The organism is Dolomitihabitans soli (assembly GCF_022213955.1).
In the GTDB taxonomy this organism is placed as follows: domain Bacteria; phylum Actinomycetota; class Actinomycetes; order Streptosporangiales; family Streptosporangiaceae; genus Streptosporangium_A; species Streptosporangium_A soli.
Genome location: NZ_JAKNTW010000001.1, coordinates 789,535 through 808,462 on the forward strand (window position 1 = coordinate 789,535; position 18,928 = coordinate 808,462).

18 protein-coding genes are annotated in these 18,928 nt (G+C 70.6%); 13 read left to right on the forward strand and 5 right to left on the reverse strand.

The annotated features are described in order from the left end of the window. Positions 1-70: 70 nt before the first annotated feature. The 5 genes from bldD to MBA17_RS03615 form a co-directional block, all read right to left on the reverse strand. Entirely contained in the window at positions 71-565 is a 495-nt protein-coding gene (gene bldD, locus MBA17_RS03595; protein WP_238494767.1) for a transcriptional regulator BldD, read from the reverse strand. A 274-nt stretch (positions 566-839) separates the two neighbouring features. After that, complete coding sequence (locus tag MBA17_RS03600; protein WP_238494768.1) at positions 840-1,742, reverse strand: universal stress protein; 903 nt, start codon at positions 1,740-1,742, stop codon at positions 840-842. Further along, on the reverse strand, positions 1,739-3,169 hold the full coding sequence (locus tag MBA17_RS03605) for an amino acid permease (protein WP_238494769.1): 1,431 nt from the start codon (positions 3,167-3,169) through the stop codon (positions 1,739-1,741). The genes MBA17_RS03600 and MBA17_RS03605 overlap by 4 nt, the downstream gene beginning before the upstream one ends. Further along, on the reverse strand, positions 3,166-3,309 hold the full coding sequence (locus MBA17_RS03610) for a hypothetical protein (protein ID WP_238494770.1): 144 nt from the start codon (positions 3,307-3,309) through the stop codon (positions 3,166-3,168). The genes MBA17_RS03605 and MBA17_RS03610 overlap by 4 nt, the downstream gene beginning before the upstream one ends. A gap of 111 nt (positions 3,310-3,420) precedes the next feature. Next, on the reverse strand, positions 3,421-4,665 hold the full coding sequence (locus MBA17_RS03615; RefSeq protein ID WP_238494771.1) for an arginine deiminase: 1,245 nt from the start codon (positions 4,663-4,665) through the stop codon (positions 3,421-3,423). A gap of 224 nt (positions 4,666-4,889) precedes the next feature. On the opposite strand from MBA17_RS03615, the gene pyrR reads away from it, so the two are divergent. The 13 genes from pyrR (at position 4,890) to metK (ending at position 18,857) form a co-directional block, all read left to right on the forward strand. After that, complete coding sequence (gene pyrR / locus MBA17_RS03620) at positions 4,890-5,447, forward strand: bifunctional pyr operon transcriptional regulator/uracil phosphoribosyltransferase PyrR (protein ID WP_238494772.1); 558 nt, start codon at positions 4,890-4,892, stop codon at positions 5,445-5,447. Then, positions 5,444-6,361: an aspartate carbamoyltransferase catalytic subunit gene (locus MBA17_RS03625; protein WP_238494773.1), complete on the forward strand. Its 918-nt coding sequence runs from the start codon at positions 5,444-5,446 to the stop codon at positions 6,359-6,361. Before pyrR ends, MBA17_RS03625 begins: the two co-directional genes overlap by 4 nt. Next, positions 6,358-7,650: a dihydroorotase gene (locus tag MBA17_RS03630; RefSeq protein ID WP_238494774.1), complete on the forward strand. Its 1,293-nt coding sequence runs from the start codon at positions 6,358-6,360 to the stop codon at positions 7,648-7,650. The genes MBA17_RS03625 and MBA17_RS03630 overlap by 4 nt, the downstream gene beginning before the upstream one ends. Beyond that, the gene (gene carA / locus MBA17_RS03635; protein WP_238494775.1) at positions 7,647-8,762 is read left to right on the forward strand and encodes a glutamine-hydrolyzing carbamoyl-phosphate synthase small subunit; all 1,116 of its coding nucleotides are present in this window, start codon (positions 7,647-7,649) and stop codon (positions 8,760-8,762) included. Before MBA17_RS03630 ends, carA begins: the two co-directional genes overlap by 4 nt. Then, a complete protein-coding gene (carB, locus tag MBA17_RS03640; RefSeq protein WP_238494776.1) occupies positions 8,755-12,051 on the forward strand; it encodes a carbamoyl-phosphate synthase large subunit in 3,297 nt (1,098 codons plus the stop codon). Before carA ends, carB begins: the two co-directional genes overlap by 8 nt. 23 nt (positions 12,052-12,074) lie before the next feature. Beyond that, positions 12,075-12,950 (forward strand): dihydroorotate dehydrogenase electron transfer subunit, encoded by an 876-nt coding sequence (locus MBA17_RS03645; protein WP_274384940.1) that lies wholly within the window; start codon positions 12,075-12,077, stop codon positions 12,948-12,950. Further along, entirely contained in the window at positions 12,940-13,920 is a 981-nt protein-coding gene (locus tag MBA17_RS03650; protein WP_238494778.1) for a dihydroorotate dehydrogenase, read from the forward strand. The genes MBA17_RS03645 and MBA17_RS03650 overlap by 11 nt, the downstream gene beginning before the upstream one ends. Next, a complete protein-coding gene (pyrF, locus tag MBA17_RS03655; protein ID WP_238494779.1) occupies positions 13,917-14,618 on the forward strand; it encodes an orotidine-5'-phosphate decarboxylase in 702 nt (233 codons plus the stop codon). Before MBA17_RS03650 ends, pyrF begins: the two co-directional genes overlap by 4 nt. Positions 14,619-14,790: 172 nt before the next feature. Beyond that, positions 14,791-15,114, forward strand: coding sequence for an integration host factor, actinobacterial type (gene mihF, locus MBA17_RS03660; protein WP_238494780.1), 324 nt, complete (start codon positions 14,791-14,793; stop codon positions 15,112-15,114). A gap of 121 nt (positions 15,115-15,235) precedes the next feature. Then, positions 15,236-15,823 (forward strand): guanylate kinase, encoded by a 588-nt coding sequence (gene gmk, locus MBA17_RS03665; protein WP_238494781.1) that lies wholly within the window; start codon positions 15,236-15,238, stop codon positions 15,821-15,823. 23 nt (positions 15,824-15,846) lie between these two features. Then, positions 15,847-16,110, forward strand: a complete 264-nt coding sequence (gene rpoZ / locus MBA17_RS03670) for a DNA-directed RNA polymerase subunit omega (protein WP_238494782.1) — start codon at positions 15,847-15,849, stop codon at positions 16,108-16,110. 86 nt (positions 16,111-16,196) lie between these two features. After that, positions 16,197-17,411 carry a bifunctional phosphopantothenoylcysteine decarboxylase/phosphopantothenate--cysteine ligase CoaBC gene (gene coaBC / locus MBA17_RS03675; RefSeq protein WP_455432679.1) on the forward strand — a complete coding sequence of 405 codons (1,215 nt, stop codon included), beginning with the start codon at positions 16,197-16,199 and terminating at the stop codon, positions 17,409-17,411. Between the two features lie 252 nt (positions 17,412-17,663). Continuing rightward, positions 17,664-18,857: a methionine adenosyltransferase gene (gene metK, locus MBA17_RS03680; RefSeq protein ID WP_238494783.1), complete on the forward strand. Its 1,194-nt coding sequence runs from the start codon at positions 17,664-17,666 to the stop codon at positions 18,855-18,857. Positions 18,858-18,928: the final 71 nt, after the last annotated feature.

Genomic DNA, 18,928 nt, shown 5'->3' on the forward strand with positions numbered 1-18,928 from the left:
CGTTCACGTGTCCCGTGGAAGGCGAAGGGTGCGCCCCGGGCCGTGGCGCACCCTCACAGGTCCCGCCGGGTCAGAAGGACTCGACGGCGCGGCGCGCCTCGGCGTCCAGCACGCCCCAGCTGATCAGCTCCTCGGTCAGCTCGGTGGGCGACTTGTCGTAGATCACAGCCAGGGAACGCAGGTCTTCCTGCCTGATGGAGAGCACTTTTCCGTTGTAGTCGCCACGCTGGCTCTGGATGGTGGCGGCATAGCGAGCGAGCGCGCCCGCCTTCTCCTTCGGCAACTGGGAAAGACGCTCAAGGTCGATCACGAGCTTCGGCGTCGGGCCAAGAGGGCTCGGCGCCGCACCGCCCGGCAACAGTTCCGAAACCGGCACGCCGTAGAAGTCGGCGAGCTCCGCCAGCTTCTGCACCGTTACGGCACGGTCACCACGCTCGTAGGAGCCAACGACGACGGCCTTCCACCGGCCGCGAGACTTCTCTTCAACTCCGTGCAGGGACAGCCCCTGCTGGGTGCGAATGGCACGGAGTCGTGTACCCAGCGACTTGGCATACTCAGACGGCATCCTGTGGCCCCCCGGCTCTCTATGTGCGGCTCTCACTAGATTGTGCTACCTCGTGGCATATGCCCAGACCACCGGGGTGGGTGCCCGGGGTTAGGCACCATCGGTGACCGTTGCGCTGGGGTTTGGCCCAGAACGCCACGAGAAATGGTTACGCACAGTGACGGTAAAGCGGTGGAAGCCTAAGGTCAAGCTGATTGGAAATAAAGATGCCGAATCCGACCCGCTTGACCACCGCCTCGGACAACACACCTGTACCGTGAAAAACGCTCGCTGGTCAGGATTTACCGGTTCGCATCCTGCCCGCGGGTGCTCTCGGCAAGATCATAACAGGGCGTGGCGCGGCTCTGACGATCTTCATGGAAGTATCGCCGAGAAACACCCTCCGCAGCGGCCCCGTCCGGCTGGAGCCGCAGATCAGCAGCTCGCCCGGCAGCCACTCCAGTGAGCCGAGCGCCGCGGCGACGGTCCTGCCCTCGGCGATCTCCACCTCGACCGCCCCGCGCCGCCGGGGCCCCCGGGCGGCGTTCCTGAGGTCGGTGGTGTACTGCCGGCGCACCCGCGCCAGCAGTTCCTCCTCGATCGCCGCCGGCCCGGCTCCCCGGATCATCAGCGTGATCAGGCGCAGCCGCAACCCGAGCCGTCCCGCGGCTGCGGCGGCGAGCTTGACGGCCGCGTCGCAGCCCGGCTCCCGCCGGTAGGCGACCGTGAAGCGGTCGAGCGCCTCGGGCGCGTCCTCGGCGTACCCGCGGGGGACGAGCGCGACGGGCACCGGGGAGGAGTGCAGGAGCTGGTCGGCGGTGCTGCCGAGGGTGACGCGACCCCGTCCCCCGCGCGGTGGCGAGCCGATGACGATGACGTCGGCGCCTGACTTCCTGGCCACCGTGGCCAGGCCCCTGCCGCTGCCCCGTTCGATCGCGACGACCCGGTCCGGCTCGGCGACCCCGGCCGCCTCCGCCAGCTCGGCCGCCTCCGTCAGCGTCGCCATCGCCCGATCCTGTACGAACCTGGTCCACTCGGCGTCGACGCGCCCCGGAGACGGCGGGCCCCACCCCGGCGGCCGGATGTGGGCCACGGTGAGCGAGCAGTCGCCCGAACGCGCCACCAGCACGCTCAGCGCCAGCGCGTCCCGGCCGCCCCGGTCGGCGGTGTACCCCGTGAGGACGTGCGCGAGCTTCATCCGGCCTCCCCCGCCGACGTCCGCGGTTCGGCCAGCCGGGAACGCCGGAAGCCGTAGGCGAAGTAGGCGACGAGCCCGGCCGCCATCCACCCGAGGAACACCACCCACGTCGCCCGGTCGAGCCTGACCATCAGGAACAGGCAGAACGCCACGCCCAGGATCGGCGTGACCGGAAAGAACGGCGTGCGGAACGCACGGGACAGTCCGGGCTTGGTACGGCGGAGCACGATCACACCCACGTTGACCACGGCGAAGGCGAACAAGGTCCCGATGCTGGTCGCGTCGGCCAGCCGCCCGAGCGGCACCAGCCCGGCGAGCAGCGCGACGAAGACGCTGACCAGGATGGTGTTCGCCGCGGGGACCTGGCGGCGCGGGCTGACCTTCTGGAAGATCTTCGGGATCAGCCCGTCGCGCGACATGGCGAACAGGATGCGGGTCTGGCCGTACAGGACGGTCAGGACCACGCTGGTGATGGCGACCACGGCCCCCACCGAGAGGATGATCGAGGGCCAGGTGGAGTTCGTGGCGGTCTCCAGGACCTTTGCGAGCGACGCCTCGGAGCCCGCCAGCTCCTGCCATGGCATCGCGCCCACCGCGGCCAGCGCGACGAGCACGTAGATCACCGTGACGATGAGCAGCGACAGCAGGATGGCCAGCGGCAGGTCGCGGCGGGGGTTCTTGGCCTCCTCGCCCGCGGTCGAGGCCGCGTCGAAGCCGATGTAGGAGAAGAAGACCTTCGCGCCCGCGGCGCTGATGCCCGCCGCGCCGAGCGGGGCGAACGGGGTGAGGTTCCCCGAGTCGAACGCGGTGAAGGCGATCACGCAGAAGAAGAGCAGCACGCCGATCTTGATGAACACCATGACGGTGTTGGCCCTGGCGCTCTCCGAGGCGCCGCGCAGCAGCAGGAAGGTGGCGATCAGGACCACCGTGATGGCCGGGATGTTGACCACGCCTCCCGAGCCCGGCGGGCCGGCGATGACCTCGGGGATGCTGAATCCGGACAGCTGGCGGAGGAACTCGTTGAGGTACTGCCCCCAGCCGACCGCGACCGCGGACACCGAGACCGCGTACTCCAGCAGCAGGCACCACCCGCAGACCCACGCCACCAGTTCCCCGAGCGTGGCGTAGGCGTAGGAGTAGGACGATCCGGAGACCGGGATCGTCCCGGCGAGCTCGGCGTAGGACAGGGCGGAGAAGAGCGCGGTGACCGCCGCCAGCACGAACGAGAGGATGACGGCGGGCCCGGCCAGCGGGGCGGCCTCGCCGAGGATGACGAAGATGCCGGTGCCGAGCGTCGCGCCCACGCTGAAGAGGGTGAGCTGGGTGAGCGACATCGACCGTCGCAGGTCGCCGCCCTCGCCGTGGCCGCCCTCGGCGATGAGCTCCTCGGCCGGCTTGGTGCGGAACAGCTGCCGCCAGCCGCTCACGGCGTGCTCGCCGGTGCCGGGCCGCCCCGCGGCGTTCCCACCGCCGGCGCGGCCATGCCGTTCGGCGCGGCCATGTCGTACGGTGCGGCCATGCCGTTCGGCACGGCCATGCCGTACGGCATCGGCCGGGCGCTTCGCACGGGTGGCATGGTCCCTCTGTCCGGCCTGTTTGGACCGTTCCAAAGAACAGGTGAAACGGCGCCCCGTCCGGATGGGGCGCCGTCTACGAAGGTCGTCGGCGGGCGCACGGGTCAGCCGCCGTCGCGTTCCAGCGGGCAGCTCATGCAGCGCGGGCCGCCGCGCCCCCTGCCGAGTTCGCTGCCCCTGATGGTGATGACCTCCACGCCGTTGGCGCGCAGGAAGTTGTTGGTGGTGGTGTTGCGCTCGTAGGCGATCACCACGCCGGGCTCGACCGCCAGCACGTTGCAGCCGTCGTCCCACTGCTCGCGTTCGGCGGCGTGCACGTCCTGCTTCGGGGTGAGGACCTCGATGGAGTCGAGGTCGAGCGCCCGCGCGATCGCTCCGTGCATGTCCTCGGGCGGATGGTCGGTGACCTTGAGCTCCTTCTCGTTGTCTCCCGGCTCGATGGTGTAACTCGGCAGCATGCCGAGCCCGGCGTACTTGGTGAACCGGCCGACGTCGACCATCGTCATGACCGTGTCCAGGTGCATGAACGCCCTGGCGTGCGGCAGGCTGAGCGCCACGATCCGCCGTGCGGAGCCGGACGCGAAGAGGTTGCGCGCGACCATTTCCACCGCCTGCGGCTGGGTGCGCTCGCTCATTCCGATCAGGACCGAGCCCTTGCCGATGACCAGCACGTCGCCGCCCTCGATGGTGGCGGGGGCGGTCGCCGTGCCGGGGTTCCACACGTGGAAGCCGCCGTCCGCGCGGGAGTCGTAGCCGGCGGTGAACAGCGGGTGCCAGCGGTAGACGGCCTCCATGTTGACGGTCTCGTTCTTGCGCGCCTTCCTGCGCATCGCGTTGATCGAGACCCCGTCGTAGATCCAGCAGGAGGTGTCCCGGGTGAACAGGTGGTTGGGCAGCGGCTGCAGGATGAAGTCGTCGAGGTCGAGCGTGTGGAAGGCGAGGCTCTTGGGGTCGCAGCCGCGGTCGAGGATCTCGCGCTTGGTGATGCCGCCCGTCAGGTGCGCCTGCAGCGTCCGGTCGTCCATCGCGTCGAGCGTGTTGCGGATGGAGTCGGTGGCCAGCGGGCCGAACCACCGCTCGTCCACGATCTTGTCCAGGATGTGCTTGCGCGCCTCGGGGATCTCGACGGTCTCCCGCAGCAGGTCGGCGAGCAGGTGTACGGCCACGCCGCGGTCGCGCAGGGTGCGCTGCCACTCCTCGTGCTCCTCCAGCGCCCGCTGGACCCAGAGCACGTCGTCGAAGAGCAGGCCGTCCTTGTTGGTGGGTGTCAGGCGTTTGAGCGCGAGGTCGGGCTTGTGCACCAGTACGCGATGCAACTTGCCCACCTCTGAATCAACATGAAACGCCATATGTCCTCCCAACAGGTGGTCTTCCGTACATGCAAAGACCTGGGCGCCCCGATCAGACAAGCGTCCCCGCCGCGTCCGGCCGCCAAACGCCCGATGTCGCGTCCGCGTGGCCGCATCTCCGCTGGTGGGGCGGCGAGCCGCAGCGGAGCGCTGCTGCTAGTGTGAGGGAGCCCGACACCCTTTTAAGACCCGTCCAGTGAGGCGGGAAAGGTGGTGACCGTTCCATGACCGACGCCCGCACGCACACCCGGGCCGTACTTGAGGGACCTGACATCAACCGTGCGCTGACCAGAATCGCGCACGAGATCATCGAACGCACCAAGGGAGCGGGCGACATCGTCCTGCTCGGCATCCCCACCCGCGGCACCCCGCTCGCCTACCGGCTGGGGGAGCGGATCGCCCAGTTCGAAGGAATCAAGGTCCCCGTCGGCTCCCTCGACATCACCATGTACCGCGACGACCTGCGCCTGCGCCCCGCCCGCCCGCTCGGCCGCACCGAGGTGCCGCCCGACGGCATCGACGACAGGACCGTCGTCCTCGTCGACGACGTGCTGTTCTCCGGGCGCACCGTGCGCGCCGCGCTCGACGCGCTCGGCGACGTCGGCCGTCCCAGGGCCGTCCAGCTCGCGACTCTCGTCGACCGCGGCCACCGCGAGCTGCCCATCCGCGCCGACTACGTCGGCAAGAACCTGCCGACCGCCAAGAGCGAGCAGGTGAAGGTCTACCTGGAGGAGACGGACGGGCGCGAGGCCGTCGTCCTGATCAAGGGGGCCGGCCAGTGAACCGGCACCTCATCTCGGCCGCCGACCTGAGCAGGGACGACGCGCTCCTCATCCTCGACACCGCCGACGAGCTGGCGAGGGTCTCCGACCGTTCCATCAAGAAGCTGCCCACGCTGCGCGGCCGTACCGTGGTGAACCTCTTCTTCGAGGACTCCACGCGCACCCGGATCTCCTTCGAGGCCGCGGCCAAGAGACTGTCCGCGGACGTCATCAACTTCTCGGCCAAGGGCTCCAGCGTCTCCAAGGGCGAGAGCCTGAAGGACACCGCGCTCACCCTGCAGGCCATGGGCGCCGACGCGGTGGTCATCAGGCACGGCGCGTCCGGTGCGCCGCACCGGCTGGCGAGCTGGGTCGACGGCAGCATCGTCAACGCGGGCGACGGCACCCACGAGCACCCGACGCAGGCCCTGCTCGACGCGTTCACCATGCGCCGCCGCCTTTCGACCCTGGAGGGCCGCAGGGTCACCATCGTCGGCGACGTGCTGCACAGCCGGGTGGCCAGGTCCAACGTGCTGCTGCTGCGCACCCTGGGCGCGGAGGTCACGCTGGTCGCGCCGCCTACCCTGCTGCCGGTCACCGTCGAGTCCTGGCCGTGCGAGGTCTCCTACGACCTCGACTCGGTGCTGCCGAAGTCCGACGTCGTGATGATGCTGCGGGTGCAGACGGAGCGGATGAACGCCGCCTTCTTCCCCAGCGCCCGCGAGTACAGCCGCCGCTACGGCCTCGACCGCGACCGCCTGGCCAAGATGCCGGAGGAGGCGATCGTGATGCACCCCGGGCCGATGAACCGCGGCATGGAGATCGCCGCCGACGTCGCCGACAGCGCCCGCTCGACGATCGTGGAGCAGGTGGCCAACGGCGTCACCATCCGGATGGCCGTCCTGTACCTGCTGCTCGGGGGAGAGACCCTGTGACCTATCTGATCAAGAACGCGCGGATCCTCGGCGGCGACCCGGCGGACATCCAGCTCCGCGACGGCGTCATCACCGAGATCGGCACCGGCCTGTCGGGCGGCGTGGAGATCGACGCCACCGGCCTGATCGCCCTCCCCGGGCTGGTCGACCTGCACACCCACCTGCGCGAGCCCGGCAGGGAGGACGCGGAGACCGTCGAGTCGGGCACCCGCGCCGCCGCCCTCGGCGGGTTCACCGCGGTGCACGCCATGGCCAACACCTCGCCGGTCGCCGACACCGCGGGTGTCGTCGAGCAGGTCTGGCGGCTCGGCCAGGAGACCGGGGTCTGCGACGTCCGGCCGGTCGGGGCGGTGACCGTGGGCCTCGGCGGCGAGCGGCTCGCCGAACTCGGCGCGATGGCCGACTCGGCCGCCAGGGTCCGGGTCTTCTCCGACGACGGCAAGTGCGTCTCCGACGCGGTGCTGATGCGCCGCGCGCTGGAGTACGTCAAGGCGTTCGACGGCGTGATCGCCCAGCACGCCCAGGAGCCCAGGCTCACCGAGGCCGCCCAGATGAACGAGGGGGCGGTCTCCGGCCGCCTCGGGCTCACCGGCTGGCCGGCGGTCGCCGAGGAGGCGATCATCGCCCGTGACTGCCTGCTCGCCGCGCACGTCGGGTCCCGGCTGCACATCTGCCACGTCTCGACGGCCGGCTCCGTGGAGATAATCCGCTGGGCCAAGTCCAAGGGCTGGAACGTCACCGCCGAGGTGACCCCGCACCACCTCCTGCTCACCGACGACCTCATCGAAAACTCCCCGGTCGGCTCCTACAACCCGATCTACAAGGTCAACCCGCCCCTGCGCACGGCCGACGACGTCCGGGCGCTGCGGGAGGCGCTGGCCGACGGCACCATCGACTGCGTCGCCACCGACCACGCCCCGCACCCCGTGGAGGACAAGGAGTCCGAGTGGGGGGCGGCGGCCATGGGCATGATCGGCCTGGAGACGGCGCTGTCCGTGGTCCAGGAGTCCATGGTCGAGACCGGGCTGCTCGACTGGGCCGGAGTCGCCGACCGCATGTCGGCCCGCCCGGCGCGGATCGGCCGCGTCGAAGGCCACGGCATGCCGCTCGCGGCCGGCTCCACCGCGAGCATCGTGCTCTACGACCCCGTCCCGAGGGTGCCGGTCGAGCCCCACGGGTTCGCCTCCAAGAGCCGCAACACCCCGTACGAAGGCCTGTCACTGCCCGGCCGGGTCGTGGCCACATTCCTGCGCGGCAGGCCGACCGTCCTGGAAGGGAAGCTCGCTTGAACGCGATTCTGGTACTCGAAGACGGCCGCGTCTTCCACGGCACCGCTTACGGCGCGCAGGGCGAGACCTTCGGGGAGATGGTCTTCAACACCGGTATGACCGGTTACCAGGAGACCCTCACCGACCCCTCGTACCACCGGCAGATCGTCGCGATGACCGCCCCCCACATCGGCAACACCGGGGTCAACGAGGACGACCCCGAGTCCTCCCGGGTCTGGGTCGCCGGCTACGTCGTCCGCGAGCCCTCCCGCGTCCCGTCGAGCTGGCGTTCCACCCGGAGCCTGGCCGACTACCTGAAGGACCAGGGCGTCGTCGGCATCGCGATGCCCGGCACCCGGGCGCTCACCCGGCACCTGCGCGAGCGCGGGGCGATGCGCGCCGGGATCTTCTCCGGCGACGCGCTGCCGCCGGTCGAGGAGCTCCTCGACCGGGTCCGGCGATCGCCCGCCATGGTCGGGGCCGACCTGGCCGCCGAGGTCTCCACCCGCGAGCCGTACATCGTGCCCGCCGAGGGCGAGCGGCGGTTCAAGGTCGCGGCGGTCGACCTCGGCATCAAGGCCATGACCCCGCAGCGGATGGCTCAGCGCGGCTGCGAGGTGCACGTGCTGCCCGCGTGGTCCACCACGGAGGAGATCCTGGCGATCGCCCCCGACGGGGTGTTCTTCTCCAACGGTCCCGGCGACCCGGCGACGGCCGACGCCGCGGTGAAGGCGCTGCAGGGCGTGCTCGCCGCGGGCACGCCGTTCTTCGGCATCTGCTTCGGCAACCAGATCTTCGGGCGCGCCCTCGGTCTGGGCACCTACAAGCTCCGCTACGGCCATCGGGGCGTCAACCAGCCCGTCCAGGACCGGCGGACCGGAAAGGTCGACATCTCCGCGCACAACCACGGCTTCGCCGTACAGGCTCCGCTCGAGGGGCCCTTCGACACGCAGTACGGCAGGGCGGAGGTCAGCCACGTCAACCTCAACGACGACTGCGTCGAGGGGCTCCGGCTGCTCGACTACCCGGCCTTCAGCGTGCAGTACCACCCTGAGGCCGCCGCGGGGCCACATGACGCCGCGGGCCTGTTCGACGAGTTCTGCTCTCTGATGGAAGGTAGCAAGCGTGCCTAAGCGGAGTGACATCCGATCGGTCATGGTGATCGGTTCGGGGCCGATCGTGATCGGGCAGGCGTGCGAGTTCGACTATTCGGGGACCCAGGCGTGCCGTGTGCTGCGCGCGGAGGGCTTCCGCGTGATCCTCGTCAACAGCAACCCGGCGACGATCATGACGGACCCCGAGTTCGCGGACGCGACGTACGTCGAGCCGATCACCCCTGACATCGTCGAGAAGATCATTGCCAAGGAGCGCCCCGACGCGCTGCTGCCCACCCTCGGCGGCCAGACCGCCCTGAACACCGCCATCGCGCTGCACGAGGCCGGGGTGCTGGAGCGCTACGACGTGGAGCTGATCGGCGCCGACGTCGACGCGATCCAGGCGGGCGAGAACCGCGAGCTGTTCAAGGAGATCGTCGCCAAGGTCGCGGCCCGGCACGGCTTCAACGCCGAGTCGGCGCGCAGCGCGATCTGCCGCACGATGGACGACTGTCTCGCCGCCGCGGGCGAGCTGGGCTACCCGGTGGTCGTCCGGCCCTCCTTCACGATGGGCGGGGTCGGCTCCGGGTTCGCCCACGACGCGGAGGAGTTGCGCAGGATCGCCGGCGCGGGCCTCGACGCCTCGCCGACCACCGAGGTGCTCCTGGAGGAGTCCATCCTCGGCTGGAAGGAGTACGAGCTGGAGGTCATGCGCGACCAGGCCGACAACGTCGTCATCGTGTGCTCCATCGAGAACCTCGACCCGATGGGCGTGCACACCGGCGACAGCATCACCGTGGCGCCCGCGATGACCCTGACCGACCGCGAATACCAGAACATGCGCGACGTGGCCATCGCGGTCATCCGCGAGGTCGGCGTCGACACCGGCGGCTGCAACATCCAGTTCGCGATCGACCCCGTCACCGGGCGCATGATCGTGATCGAGATGAACCCCCGGGTGTCCCGATCCTCGGCGCTGGCCTCCAAGGCCACCGGCTTCCCGATCGCCAAGATCGCGGCGAAGCTCGCCATCGGCTACACCCTCGACGAGATCCCCAACGACATCACCCGGGAGACCCCCGCGTCCTTCGAGCCCTCGCTCGACTACGTCGTGGTCAAGATCCCCCGCTTCGCGTTCGAGAAGTTCCGCGGCGCCGACCAGACCCTCACCACCCACATGAAGTCGGTCGGCGAGGCCATGGCCATCGGCCGGTCCTTCCCCGAGGCGCTGCAGAAGGCCCTGCGCTCGCTGGAGAAGAAGGGGTCGTCGTTCACCTGGGCGGGCGACCCCGGTTCCCTGCCCGACCTGCTGGCGGCCGCCAGCGTGCCGCACGACGGCCGGCTGAACGTCGTGATGCTCGCCATCCGGGCCGGCGCGACCCCCGCGGAGCTGTTCGAGGCCACCGCGATCGACCCCTGGTTCCTCGACCAGCTCTTCCTCATCGACGAGGCCGCCCGCGACCTGCGCGACCAGCCGGACCTCAGCCCCGAGGCGCTCGTCGCGGTCAAGCGGCTCGGCTTCAGCGACGCCCAGATCGGCGAGTTGCGCGACATGGGCGAGTCGCGGGTCCGCGACCTGCGGCACGCGCTCGGCGTGCGGCCCGTCTACAACACCGTCGACACCTGCGCCGCCGAGTTCGCCGCCCAGACGCCCTACCTCTACTCCACCTACGACGAGGAGAACGAGGTCCCGGCCGGCGAACGGCCCAAGGTCATCATCCTGGGCAGCGGGCCGAACCGGATCGGGCAGGGCATCGAGTTCGACTACGCGTGCGTGCACGCCTCCTTCGAGCTGTCGGCCGCCGGGTTCGAGACCGTCATGGTCAACTGCAACCCCGAGACGGTCTCGACTGACTACGACACCTCCGACCGGCTCTACTTCGAGCCGCTCACCCTGGAAGACGTCCTGGAGGTCATCCACGCCGAGCAGCAGTCCGGGCCGATCGCCGGGGTCATCGTGCAGCTCGGCGGGCAGACGCCGCTCGGGCTCGCCCAGGCGCTGAAGGACGCGGGGGTGCCGATCGTCGGCACCTCGCCGGAGTCCATCCACCTCGCCGAGGACCGCGGCGCGTTCGGCGGCGTGCTCACCGAGGCCGGGCTGCCCGCGCCCCGGAACGGCACCGCCGTGACCGTGGAGGAGGCGCTGGCGATCGCCGCCGAGATCGGCTTCCCGGTGCTCGTGCGGCCCTCCTACGTGCTGGGCGGCGCCGGCATGGCGATCGTCTACGACGAGGAGACCCTCACCACCTACATGGAGCGGGCGGGGGCGGCCAGCGACCATCCGGTGCTGATCGACAAGTTCCTCGACGAGTCCATCGAGATCGACGTCGACGCGCTCTACGACGGCGAGGAGCTCTACCTCGGTGGCGTCATGGAGCACATCGAGGAGGCCGGCATCCACTCGGGCGACTCGGCGTGCGCGCTGCCGCCGATCACGCTCGGCTCGGCCGACATCACGAACATCCGCGCCGCGACCGAGGCCATCGCGAGCGGGGTGGGGGTCCGCGGGCTGCTCAACGTGCAGTACGCCATGTCCTCCGGCGTCCTCTACGTCCTGGAGGCCAACCCCCGTGCCAGCCGTACCGTGCCGTTCGTGTCCAAGGCCACGGCGGTGCCGCTGGCCAAGGCGGCGGCCAGGGTGATGATGGGCGCGACGATCCGCGACCTGCGCGCGGAGGGCATGCTGCCGGCCACCGGAGACGGCGGCACGCTGCCGCTCGACGCGCCGATCGCGGTCAAGGAGGCCGTGCTGCCCTTCAACCGGTTCCGCGGGGTCGACATCGTGCTCGGCCCGGAGATGCGCTCCACCGGTGAGGTGATGGGCATCGACGCGGTCTTCGGCACCGCGTTCGCCAAGTCCCAGGCCGCGGCGTACGGCTCGCTGCCCACCAAGGGGCGGGCGTTCGTCTCGGTCGCCAACCGGGACAAACGAGCGATGATCTTCCCGGTGAAGGCGCTGGCCGACCTCGGCTTCGAGATCCTGGCCACCCAGGGGACCGCGGAGGTGCTGCGCAGGAACGGCGTGCATGCCAAGATCGTGCGCAAGCACAGCGAGGGAACGAGTCCGGACGGAGAGCCGACCATCGTCCAGCGCGTTCTGGACGGTCAGGTGGATCTCATCGTGAACACGCCCTTCGGCAGCCCGGGCCAGGCCGGTCCGCGCCTCGACGGCTACGAGATCCGGACGGCCGCCGTGCTCCGCGGGGTTCCGTGCATCACGACCGTTCAAGGACTCGCCGCGGCCGTTCAGGGGGTCCAGGCCATCGTTCGGGGCGAGGTGGGCGTACGGTCCCTCCAGGAGCACGCACGGGCGCTGCGCGACCGATGACGGCTCAGCGGAGGTGATGGAGACTGGCTGCCACCCCGGTACAGGTGACGGGCACGGTGCTGACCACGCGCCGGGTCGACGCCTACCATGCGCTGACCGTGGTGGCGCCCGGCATCGCCGAGCCCTTCCGGCCAGGGCATTTCGTGGCCCTGGCCGTCGGCGGGCCGCAGTCGTCGATGCTCACCCGCCGTGCCTTCTCGGTCCACGACGTCAAGCCCGACTACGGCGGCACGGTGGAGTTCGTCTTCACCGTGCGCGGGCCGGGCACCGCCTGGCTGGCCGAGCGCCGGGCCCGCGACACGCTCGACCTGGTCGGCCCGCTCGGCCGCCCGTTCCCGCTGCCGCGTGACCCGGTCACGTGCGTGCTGGTCGGCGGCGAGTACGGCTCGGCCATGTTGTTCGGGCTGGCCGACGCGCTGCTGCAGCGCGGCTGCCGGATCGACTTCGTGCTCGGCGCGGCCTCGGCCGACCGGGTCTTCGGCGCGATGCGGGCCCGCAGGATGGGCGAGACCACCACGCTCACCACGGAGGACGGCTCGCTGGGGGTGCGGGGCAGGGTGACCGACGTGCTGCCGGGAGTGATCGCCGACGCGCGCGCCGACGTGGTCTACGCGTGCGGGCCGATGGCGATGCTCCGCGGGGTGACCGCGGTGTCCGTGGAGTTCGACATTCCGGTGCAGGTGGCCGTCGAGGAGGCCATGGCGTGCGGCATCGGCACGTGCATGACGTGCGTGCTGCCGGTGATCGGTGACGACGGGGTGACCCGCATGGTGCGGGCGTGCTCGGAGGGCCCGGTCTTCCGCGGCGAGCGGGTCAGGTTCGAGGACGTCGGAACGATCCCGTTCGACGCGCTGGGGGCACCGGGCTCGCCGGGTGGGGGAGCTCGACATGTCAGTTGATATGCGGACTTATCTGGCGCATGTGGAACTGGCCAACCCGATGACGACGGCAGCCGGATGCGCGTCCTCGGGCCGGGAACTGGCCCAGTTCTTCGACCTCAACCGAATCGGCGCGCTCGTCACCAGGTCGATCACGATGGCCCCGCGCGCCGGACGCCCCACGCCGCGGATGGCCGAGACGCCCTCGGGCATGCTCAACGCCATCGGCCTGCAGGGGCCGGGCATCGACGCCTTCCTCGAACGCGACCTGCCCTGGCTGGCCCAGCGGGGCGTGCGCACGATCGTGTCGATCGGCGGCGGCACCGTAGCCGAGTACGGCGCGCTCGCCCGCAGGCTGACCGACGCGCCCGGGGTCACCGCCGTCGAGGTCAATCTCGCCTGTCCCAACATGGAGGACCGCGGCCGGGTCTTCGCCCGCGACGGCGCCTCGGCCGCGGAGGTGATCTCCTCCGTGCGCACCCTGATGCGCTACGACGTCCCGGTGGTGGCCAAGCTGTCCCCCGACGTGGCGGACGTGGTCTCGGTGGCCAGGGCCTGCGTCGAGGGCGGCGCCGACGCCCTCTCCCTGATCAACAGCCCGCTCGGCATGAGCATCGACACCGAGACCCTGCGCCCCTCGCTCGCGGCCGTGTCCGGCGGCCTCTCCGGCCCCGCCGTACGCCCGCTGGCGGTGCGCTGTGTGTGGCAGGTGCACGCGGCGCTGCCCGGCGTCCCCATCATCGGCGTCGGCGGTGTGCTTACCGGCAGGGACGCCTTCGAGATGGTCCTCGCGGGCGCCTGCGTGGTCGGTGTCGGCACGGCACTGTTCCACGACCCCCACGCGTGCCTGCGCATCCTGCGCGAGCTTGAGGAGCTCCTGCAGGCGCGCGGGTTCCAGCGCCTCGCCGACGCGGTCGGCCTCGCGCACCGCCCGCCGGGAAACGCCCGGTCGCGTGCGGACACCACGGATATGGAGGAGAGTTCTCTGTGACACCCGCTCCGATCGCAGTCGCGCTGGACGCACCCGACCTGGAGACCGCGGCCCGCTGGGCGAGCCTGGTGACACCTCACGTCAGCACGGTCAAGGTCGGCCTCGAGCTCTACCTCCGCTACGGCCCCGACGTCATCGCCTCGGTGCGCGGCGCCAGCGGCGTCAGGGTCTTCCTCGACCTCAAGCTCCACGACATCCCCAACACCGTCGCCGGCGCGGCCAAGGCCGTTTCCCGGCTCAGGCCCGCCATTCTCACCGTGCACGCCGCGGGCGGTGCGGCGATGATCGAGGCGGCCGTCGAGGCGGCCCCCAACACCCAGATCGCGGCCGTGACGGTCCTCACGTCGCTCTCAGAGGCCGATCTCGGCCGGATCGGTCTGAACGGCCCGGCCGAGGACGCCGTGCGCCGTCTGGCCGTCCTGGCCGTGGGCGCGGGAGCCCGCGCCCTGGTCTGCTCGCCGCGTGAGGTCGCGGGGGTGCGCGCCGAGGTCGGGCCGGACATCACGCTGATCACTCCCGGCGTCCGCCTCGCCGGGGCCGATGCCCAGGATCAGGCACGCGTCGCCACCCCCGAACAGGCGCTCGCCGACGGCGCGGACCTCCTCGTGATCGGGCGTCCGATCACCGCGTCCGCCGATCCGGGTGCCGCTGCGGCAACAATAGCGGCTGCGCTGAGGCGCAAGATCACCACCCCCTGAAAGGGTGGTGGTGGGGGCCTTTTGATCTACAACGCGCATTTTGCCCGTCGCAGAGAGTGATGAAGTAGATTTTGTAAGCAGAGAAACCGCTCTTGACGTTGCTTGAAGGTCAATGACCAGCTAGTTTCCCTTCCCGTCCGAGTACATCGACAGAAATTCGAGGTGACCCGGCGTGGCTCTTCCTCCCCTGACCCCTGAGCAGCGTGCCGCAGCCCTGGAAAAGGCTGCCAAGGCCCGCCGAGAGCGTGCCGAGGTCAAGAACCGGCTCAAGCACGGCGCCATTTCTCTGGCTGAGGTGCTGAAGGATGGTCAGACCGACGACGTCATCGGCAAGATGAAGGTGTCGGCGTTGTTGGAGTCGCTCCCCGGCGTGGGCAAGGTCCGCGCCAAGCAGCTGATGGAGCGGCTCGGTATCGCCGAGTCCCGCCGTGTGCGGGGTCTCGGAGCCAACCAGCGTGCGTCGCTGGAGCGCGAGTTCGGTGGCGCCGAGAGCTGATCTCGGCATCGCCTGACGGATTCATCGGGGGTATGGAGTGACCGCAACGTCCTGGTCCGAGGAAGCTCGGGCCCATGAGGCAGCCGATCTCGGCGGGTCCGGGACAGGTGACGGTGACTTCATGCCTTCGGCGGAGCGTCCCGGGGTCCGCCCCGGGCGATCCGGAAGGCGTCTGACGGTCCTGTCCGGGCCGTCGGGCGTCGGCAAGTCCACGGTCGTCGCCGAGCTCCGGCGGGCACACCCGGAGGTGTGGCTGTCGGTCTCGGTGACAACCAGGAAACCGCGTCCCGGCGAGACCCACGGGGTCGAGTACTTCTTCGCCGACGACCCGGGGTTCGACCGCCTCATCGCCGAGGGCGAGCTGCTGGAGTGGGCCGAGTTCGCCGGCAACCGGTACGGCACGCCGCGCGGCCCGGTGCTCGAGCATCTGGAGGCGGGGGTGCCCACCCTGCTGGAGATCGACCTCCAAGGCGCCAGGCAGGTCCGCGAGACCATGCCGGAGGCGCTGCTGGTCTTCCTAGCACCGCCGAGCTGGCAGGAGCTGGAGAGCCGGCTGCGAGGCCGCGGCACCGAGCCGGAGGACGTGATCGCCCGCCGTCTCGACGCCGGCCGCGTCGAGCTCGCCGCGGAGAAGGAGTTCGACCTGGCCCTCGTCAACACGTCCGTCCAGGATGTGTGCCACCGCCTGATAGCCTTGCTGAGCGCGTAAACCATTTGACGAGAGGTTTCAACGTGGCAGTCACTGCCCCGGTTGCCGAAGGCATCACCAATCCGCCGATCGACCAGCTCCTCGAAGTGGTCGACAGCAAGTACAGCCTTGTGATCATGGGCGCCAAGCGGGCCCGCCAGATCAACGCCTACTACTCCCAGCTCGGCGAGGGCCTGCTGGAATACGTGGGCCCCCTGGTGGAGACGCACGCCCAGGAGAAGCCCCTGTCCATCGCCCTGCGCGAGGTCAGCGAAGGCCTGCTCACCTCCGAGCCCATCGAGGGCTGAGAGCCCCGTCCTGCTCGCCAGAAGGACGCCTCGCCAGAAGGACGCCTCGCCAGAAGGACGCGTCCGGCTCGCCAGAAGGAGGCGGCGTGATCGACGAGGCTCGCCCCGGAGTCGTTCTGGGGGTGAGTGCCGGGATCGCCGCCTACAAGGCGTGCGAGCTGCTGCGGCTGTTCACCGAGTCGGGTCACGACGTCCGCGTCGTGCCCACCAGAGAGGCGCTGCGCTTCGTCGGGGAGCCGACGTGGGCGGCGCTGTCCGGTCACCCGGTCACCGCAGAGGTGTGGGAAGACGTGCACGAGGTGCCCCACGTGCGGATCGGCCAGGAGGCCGATCTGGTGGTGGTGGCCCCCGCGACCGCCGACGTGCTGGCGAAGGCCGCGCACGGCATCGCGGGTGACCTGCTGACCAACACCCTCCTCACGGCGCGGTGTCCTGTCGTGTTCGCGCCCGCGATGCACACCGAGATGTGGGAACACCCCGCCACCCGGGCCAACGTGGCGACCCTGCGCGAACGCGGCGCCGTGGTGCTGGATCCCGCGGTCGGCCGTCTGACGGGCGCCGACACCGGGCGCGGCCGGCTGCCCGACCCTCGGGAGATCTTCGAGCTGTGCCGCCTGGTGCTCGCCGGCCGCCCGCGCGACCTCACCGGCCGGCACGTGGTGGTCTCCGCGGGCGGCACCCGCGAGGCGCTCGACCCGGTCCGCTTCCTCGGCAACCGCTCGTCGGGCCTGCAGGGCTTCGCCCTGGCCCGTACCGCGCTGGCCCGCGGGGCGGAGGTCACCCTCGTCGCCGCCAACGTCGCGCTCGGCGATCCGGCGGGCGCCAAGGTGGTCAGGGTGGAGTCGGCGAGGGAGTTGCGGGCCGCCGTCATCGAGGCGGCCGCGGCGGCCGACGCCGTGGTGATGGCCGCGGCGGTGGCCGACTTCCGGCCCGCCGAGCGGCAGGACTCCAAGATCAAGAAGACGGCGGGCGAGCCCGACCCCATCCGCCTGGTGAAGAACCCCGACATCCTGGCCGAGCTGGGGGAGCGACGCCGCTCGGGACAGCTGCCGGCGGGCACGGTCGTCGTGGGGTTCGCCGCCGAGACCGACGACATCCTGCGCAACGGCCGGGCCAAGCTCGAACGCAAGGGCTGCGACCTCCTGGTGGTCAACCAGGTGGGCGAGAACCTCGCCTTCGGCACGCCCGACAACGCCGCCGTCGTGCTGAGCGCCGGCGGCGCTCCCGTCGAGATCCCCCGGGGCCCCAAGGAGGACCTGGCCCACGTCGTCTGGGACCTGGTCGCCGCCCGTCTCTCCTGAGCGCCGTAAGGGGCGCCTCCGCCGTACGGCAGGGGCGGCCCGGCCCTGCGGGCGACCGGCGCGCGGCGGGTCGCTCTGGGCCCTGGCGGCGCGCGGGTGCGGGCTTCCCGCCGCGGCCACTTGTAGCACTTCAGGACACGGACGATTTCGCTCGGCCGACTAAGGTGGGGCTAGACTTCGGCGATAGCGCTCGTGGTGTGACACACGCCGGAGCCCCATTCGCCAGCAGCCGCTGCATGAGGAGCCACTGAGTTGTCCCGTCGCCTGTTCACCTCCGAGTCTGTCACCGAGGGCCACCCCGACAAGATCGCTGATCAGATCAGTGACGCGATCCTCGACGCCATGCTCAAGGACGACGCCAAGAGCCGGGTCGCGGTCGAGACGATGATCACCACCGGCCAGGTCCATGTCGCGGGCGAGGTGACGACGGAGACTTACGTCGACATCGCCGGCGTCATCCGGGAGAAGATCCTTGAGATCGGCTACGACGCCTCGCACAAGGGCTTCGACGGCGTCTCCTGCGGCGTGTCGGTGTCCATCGGCGCGCAGTCGCCCGACATCGCCCAGGGCGTCGACGACGCCTACGAGAACCGGGAAGGCGAAGGGGTCGACGACCTCGACCGCCAGGGTGCCGGTGACCAGGGCCTGATGTTCGGCTACGCGTGCCGTGAGACGCCCGAGCTGATGCCCCTGCCGATCATGCTCGCCCACCGCCTCGCCCGTCGCCTGTCCGAGGTCCGCAAGAGCGGGACGGTGCCCTACCTCCGTCCCGACGGCAAGACCCAGGTCACCATCGAGTACGACGGCGACCGTCCGGTCCGGCTCGACACCGTCGTCGTGTCCACCCAGCACGCCGCCGAGATCGACCTCAAGGAGATGCTCGCGCCGGACCTCAAGGAGCACGTGGTCGACCCCGTGCTCGCCGGTCTGGAGATCGACACCGAGGGCTATCGGCTGCTGGTCAACCCGACCGGCCGGTTCGAGATCGGCGGCCCGATGGGCGACGCCGGGCTGACCGGCCGTAAGATCATCGTCGACACCTACGGCGGCATGGCCCGCCACGGCGGCGGCGCGTTCTCGGGCAAGGACCCGTCCAAGGTCGACCGTTCCGCGGCCTACGCGATGCGCTGGGTGGCCAAGAACGTGGTGGCCGCCGGGCTCGCCGACCGCGCCGAGGTCCAGGTCGCCTACGCCATCGGCAAGGCGCACCCGGTGGGTGTGTTCGTCGAGACCTTCGGCACCGAGAAGCTGCCGGTGGAGGAGATCCAGAAGGCCGTTCTCCAGGTCTTCGACCTGCGCCCGGCCGCGATCATCCGCGACCTCGACCTGCTTCGCCCGATCTACTCGGAGACCGCCGCCTACGGCCACTTCGGCCGTGAGGAGCCCAACTTCTCCTGGGAGCGCACCGACCGTGCGGAGGCGCTGCGCACCGCCGCCGGCCTCTGAGGTTTCGCACGCCGCCCCGCCTGTCCAGGGCGGGGCGTCCGCGTGTCCGGAGGCATCGTGGTATCGGGGGC

Excerpts from the sequence above, each read along its gene's own strand:
- bldD (WP_238494767.1), bottom strand. The coding sequence starts at position 565 with ATGCCGTCTGAGTATGCCAAGTCGCTGGGTACACGACTCCGTGCCATT.
- MBA17_RS03600 (WP_238494768.1), bottom strand. The coding sequence starts at position 1,742 with ATGAAGCTCGCGCACGTCCTCACGGGGTACACCGCCGACCGGGGCGGC.
- MBA17_RS03615 (WP_238494771.1), bottom strand. The coding sequence starts at position 4,665 with ATGGCGTTTCATGTTGATTCAGAGGTGGGCAAGTTGCATCGCGTACTG.
- pyrR (WP_238494772.1), top strand. The coding sequence starts at position 4,890 with ATGACCGACGCCCGCACGCACACCCGGGCCGTACTTGAGGGACCTGAC.
- MBA17_RS03650 (WP_238494778.1), top strand. The coding sequence starts at position 12,940 with ATGTCAGTTGATATGCGGACTTATCTGGCGCATGTGGAACTGGCCAAC.
- gmk (WP_238494781.1), top strand. The coding sequence starts at position 15,236 with ATGCCTTCGGCGGAGCGTCCCGGGGTCCGCCCCGGGCGATCCGGAAGG.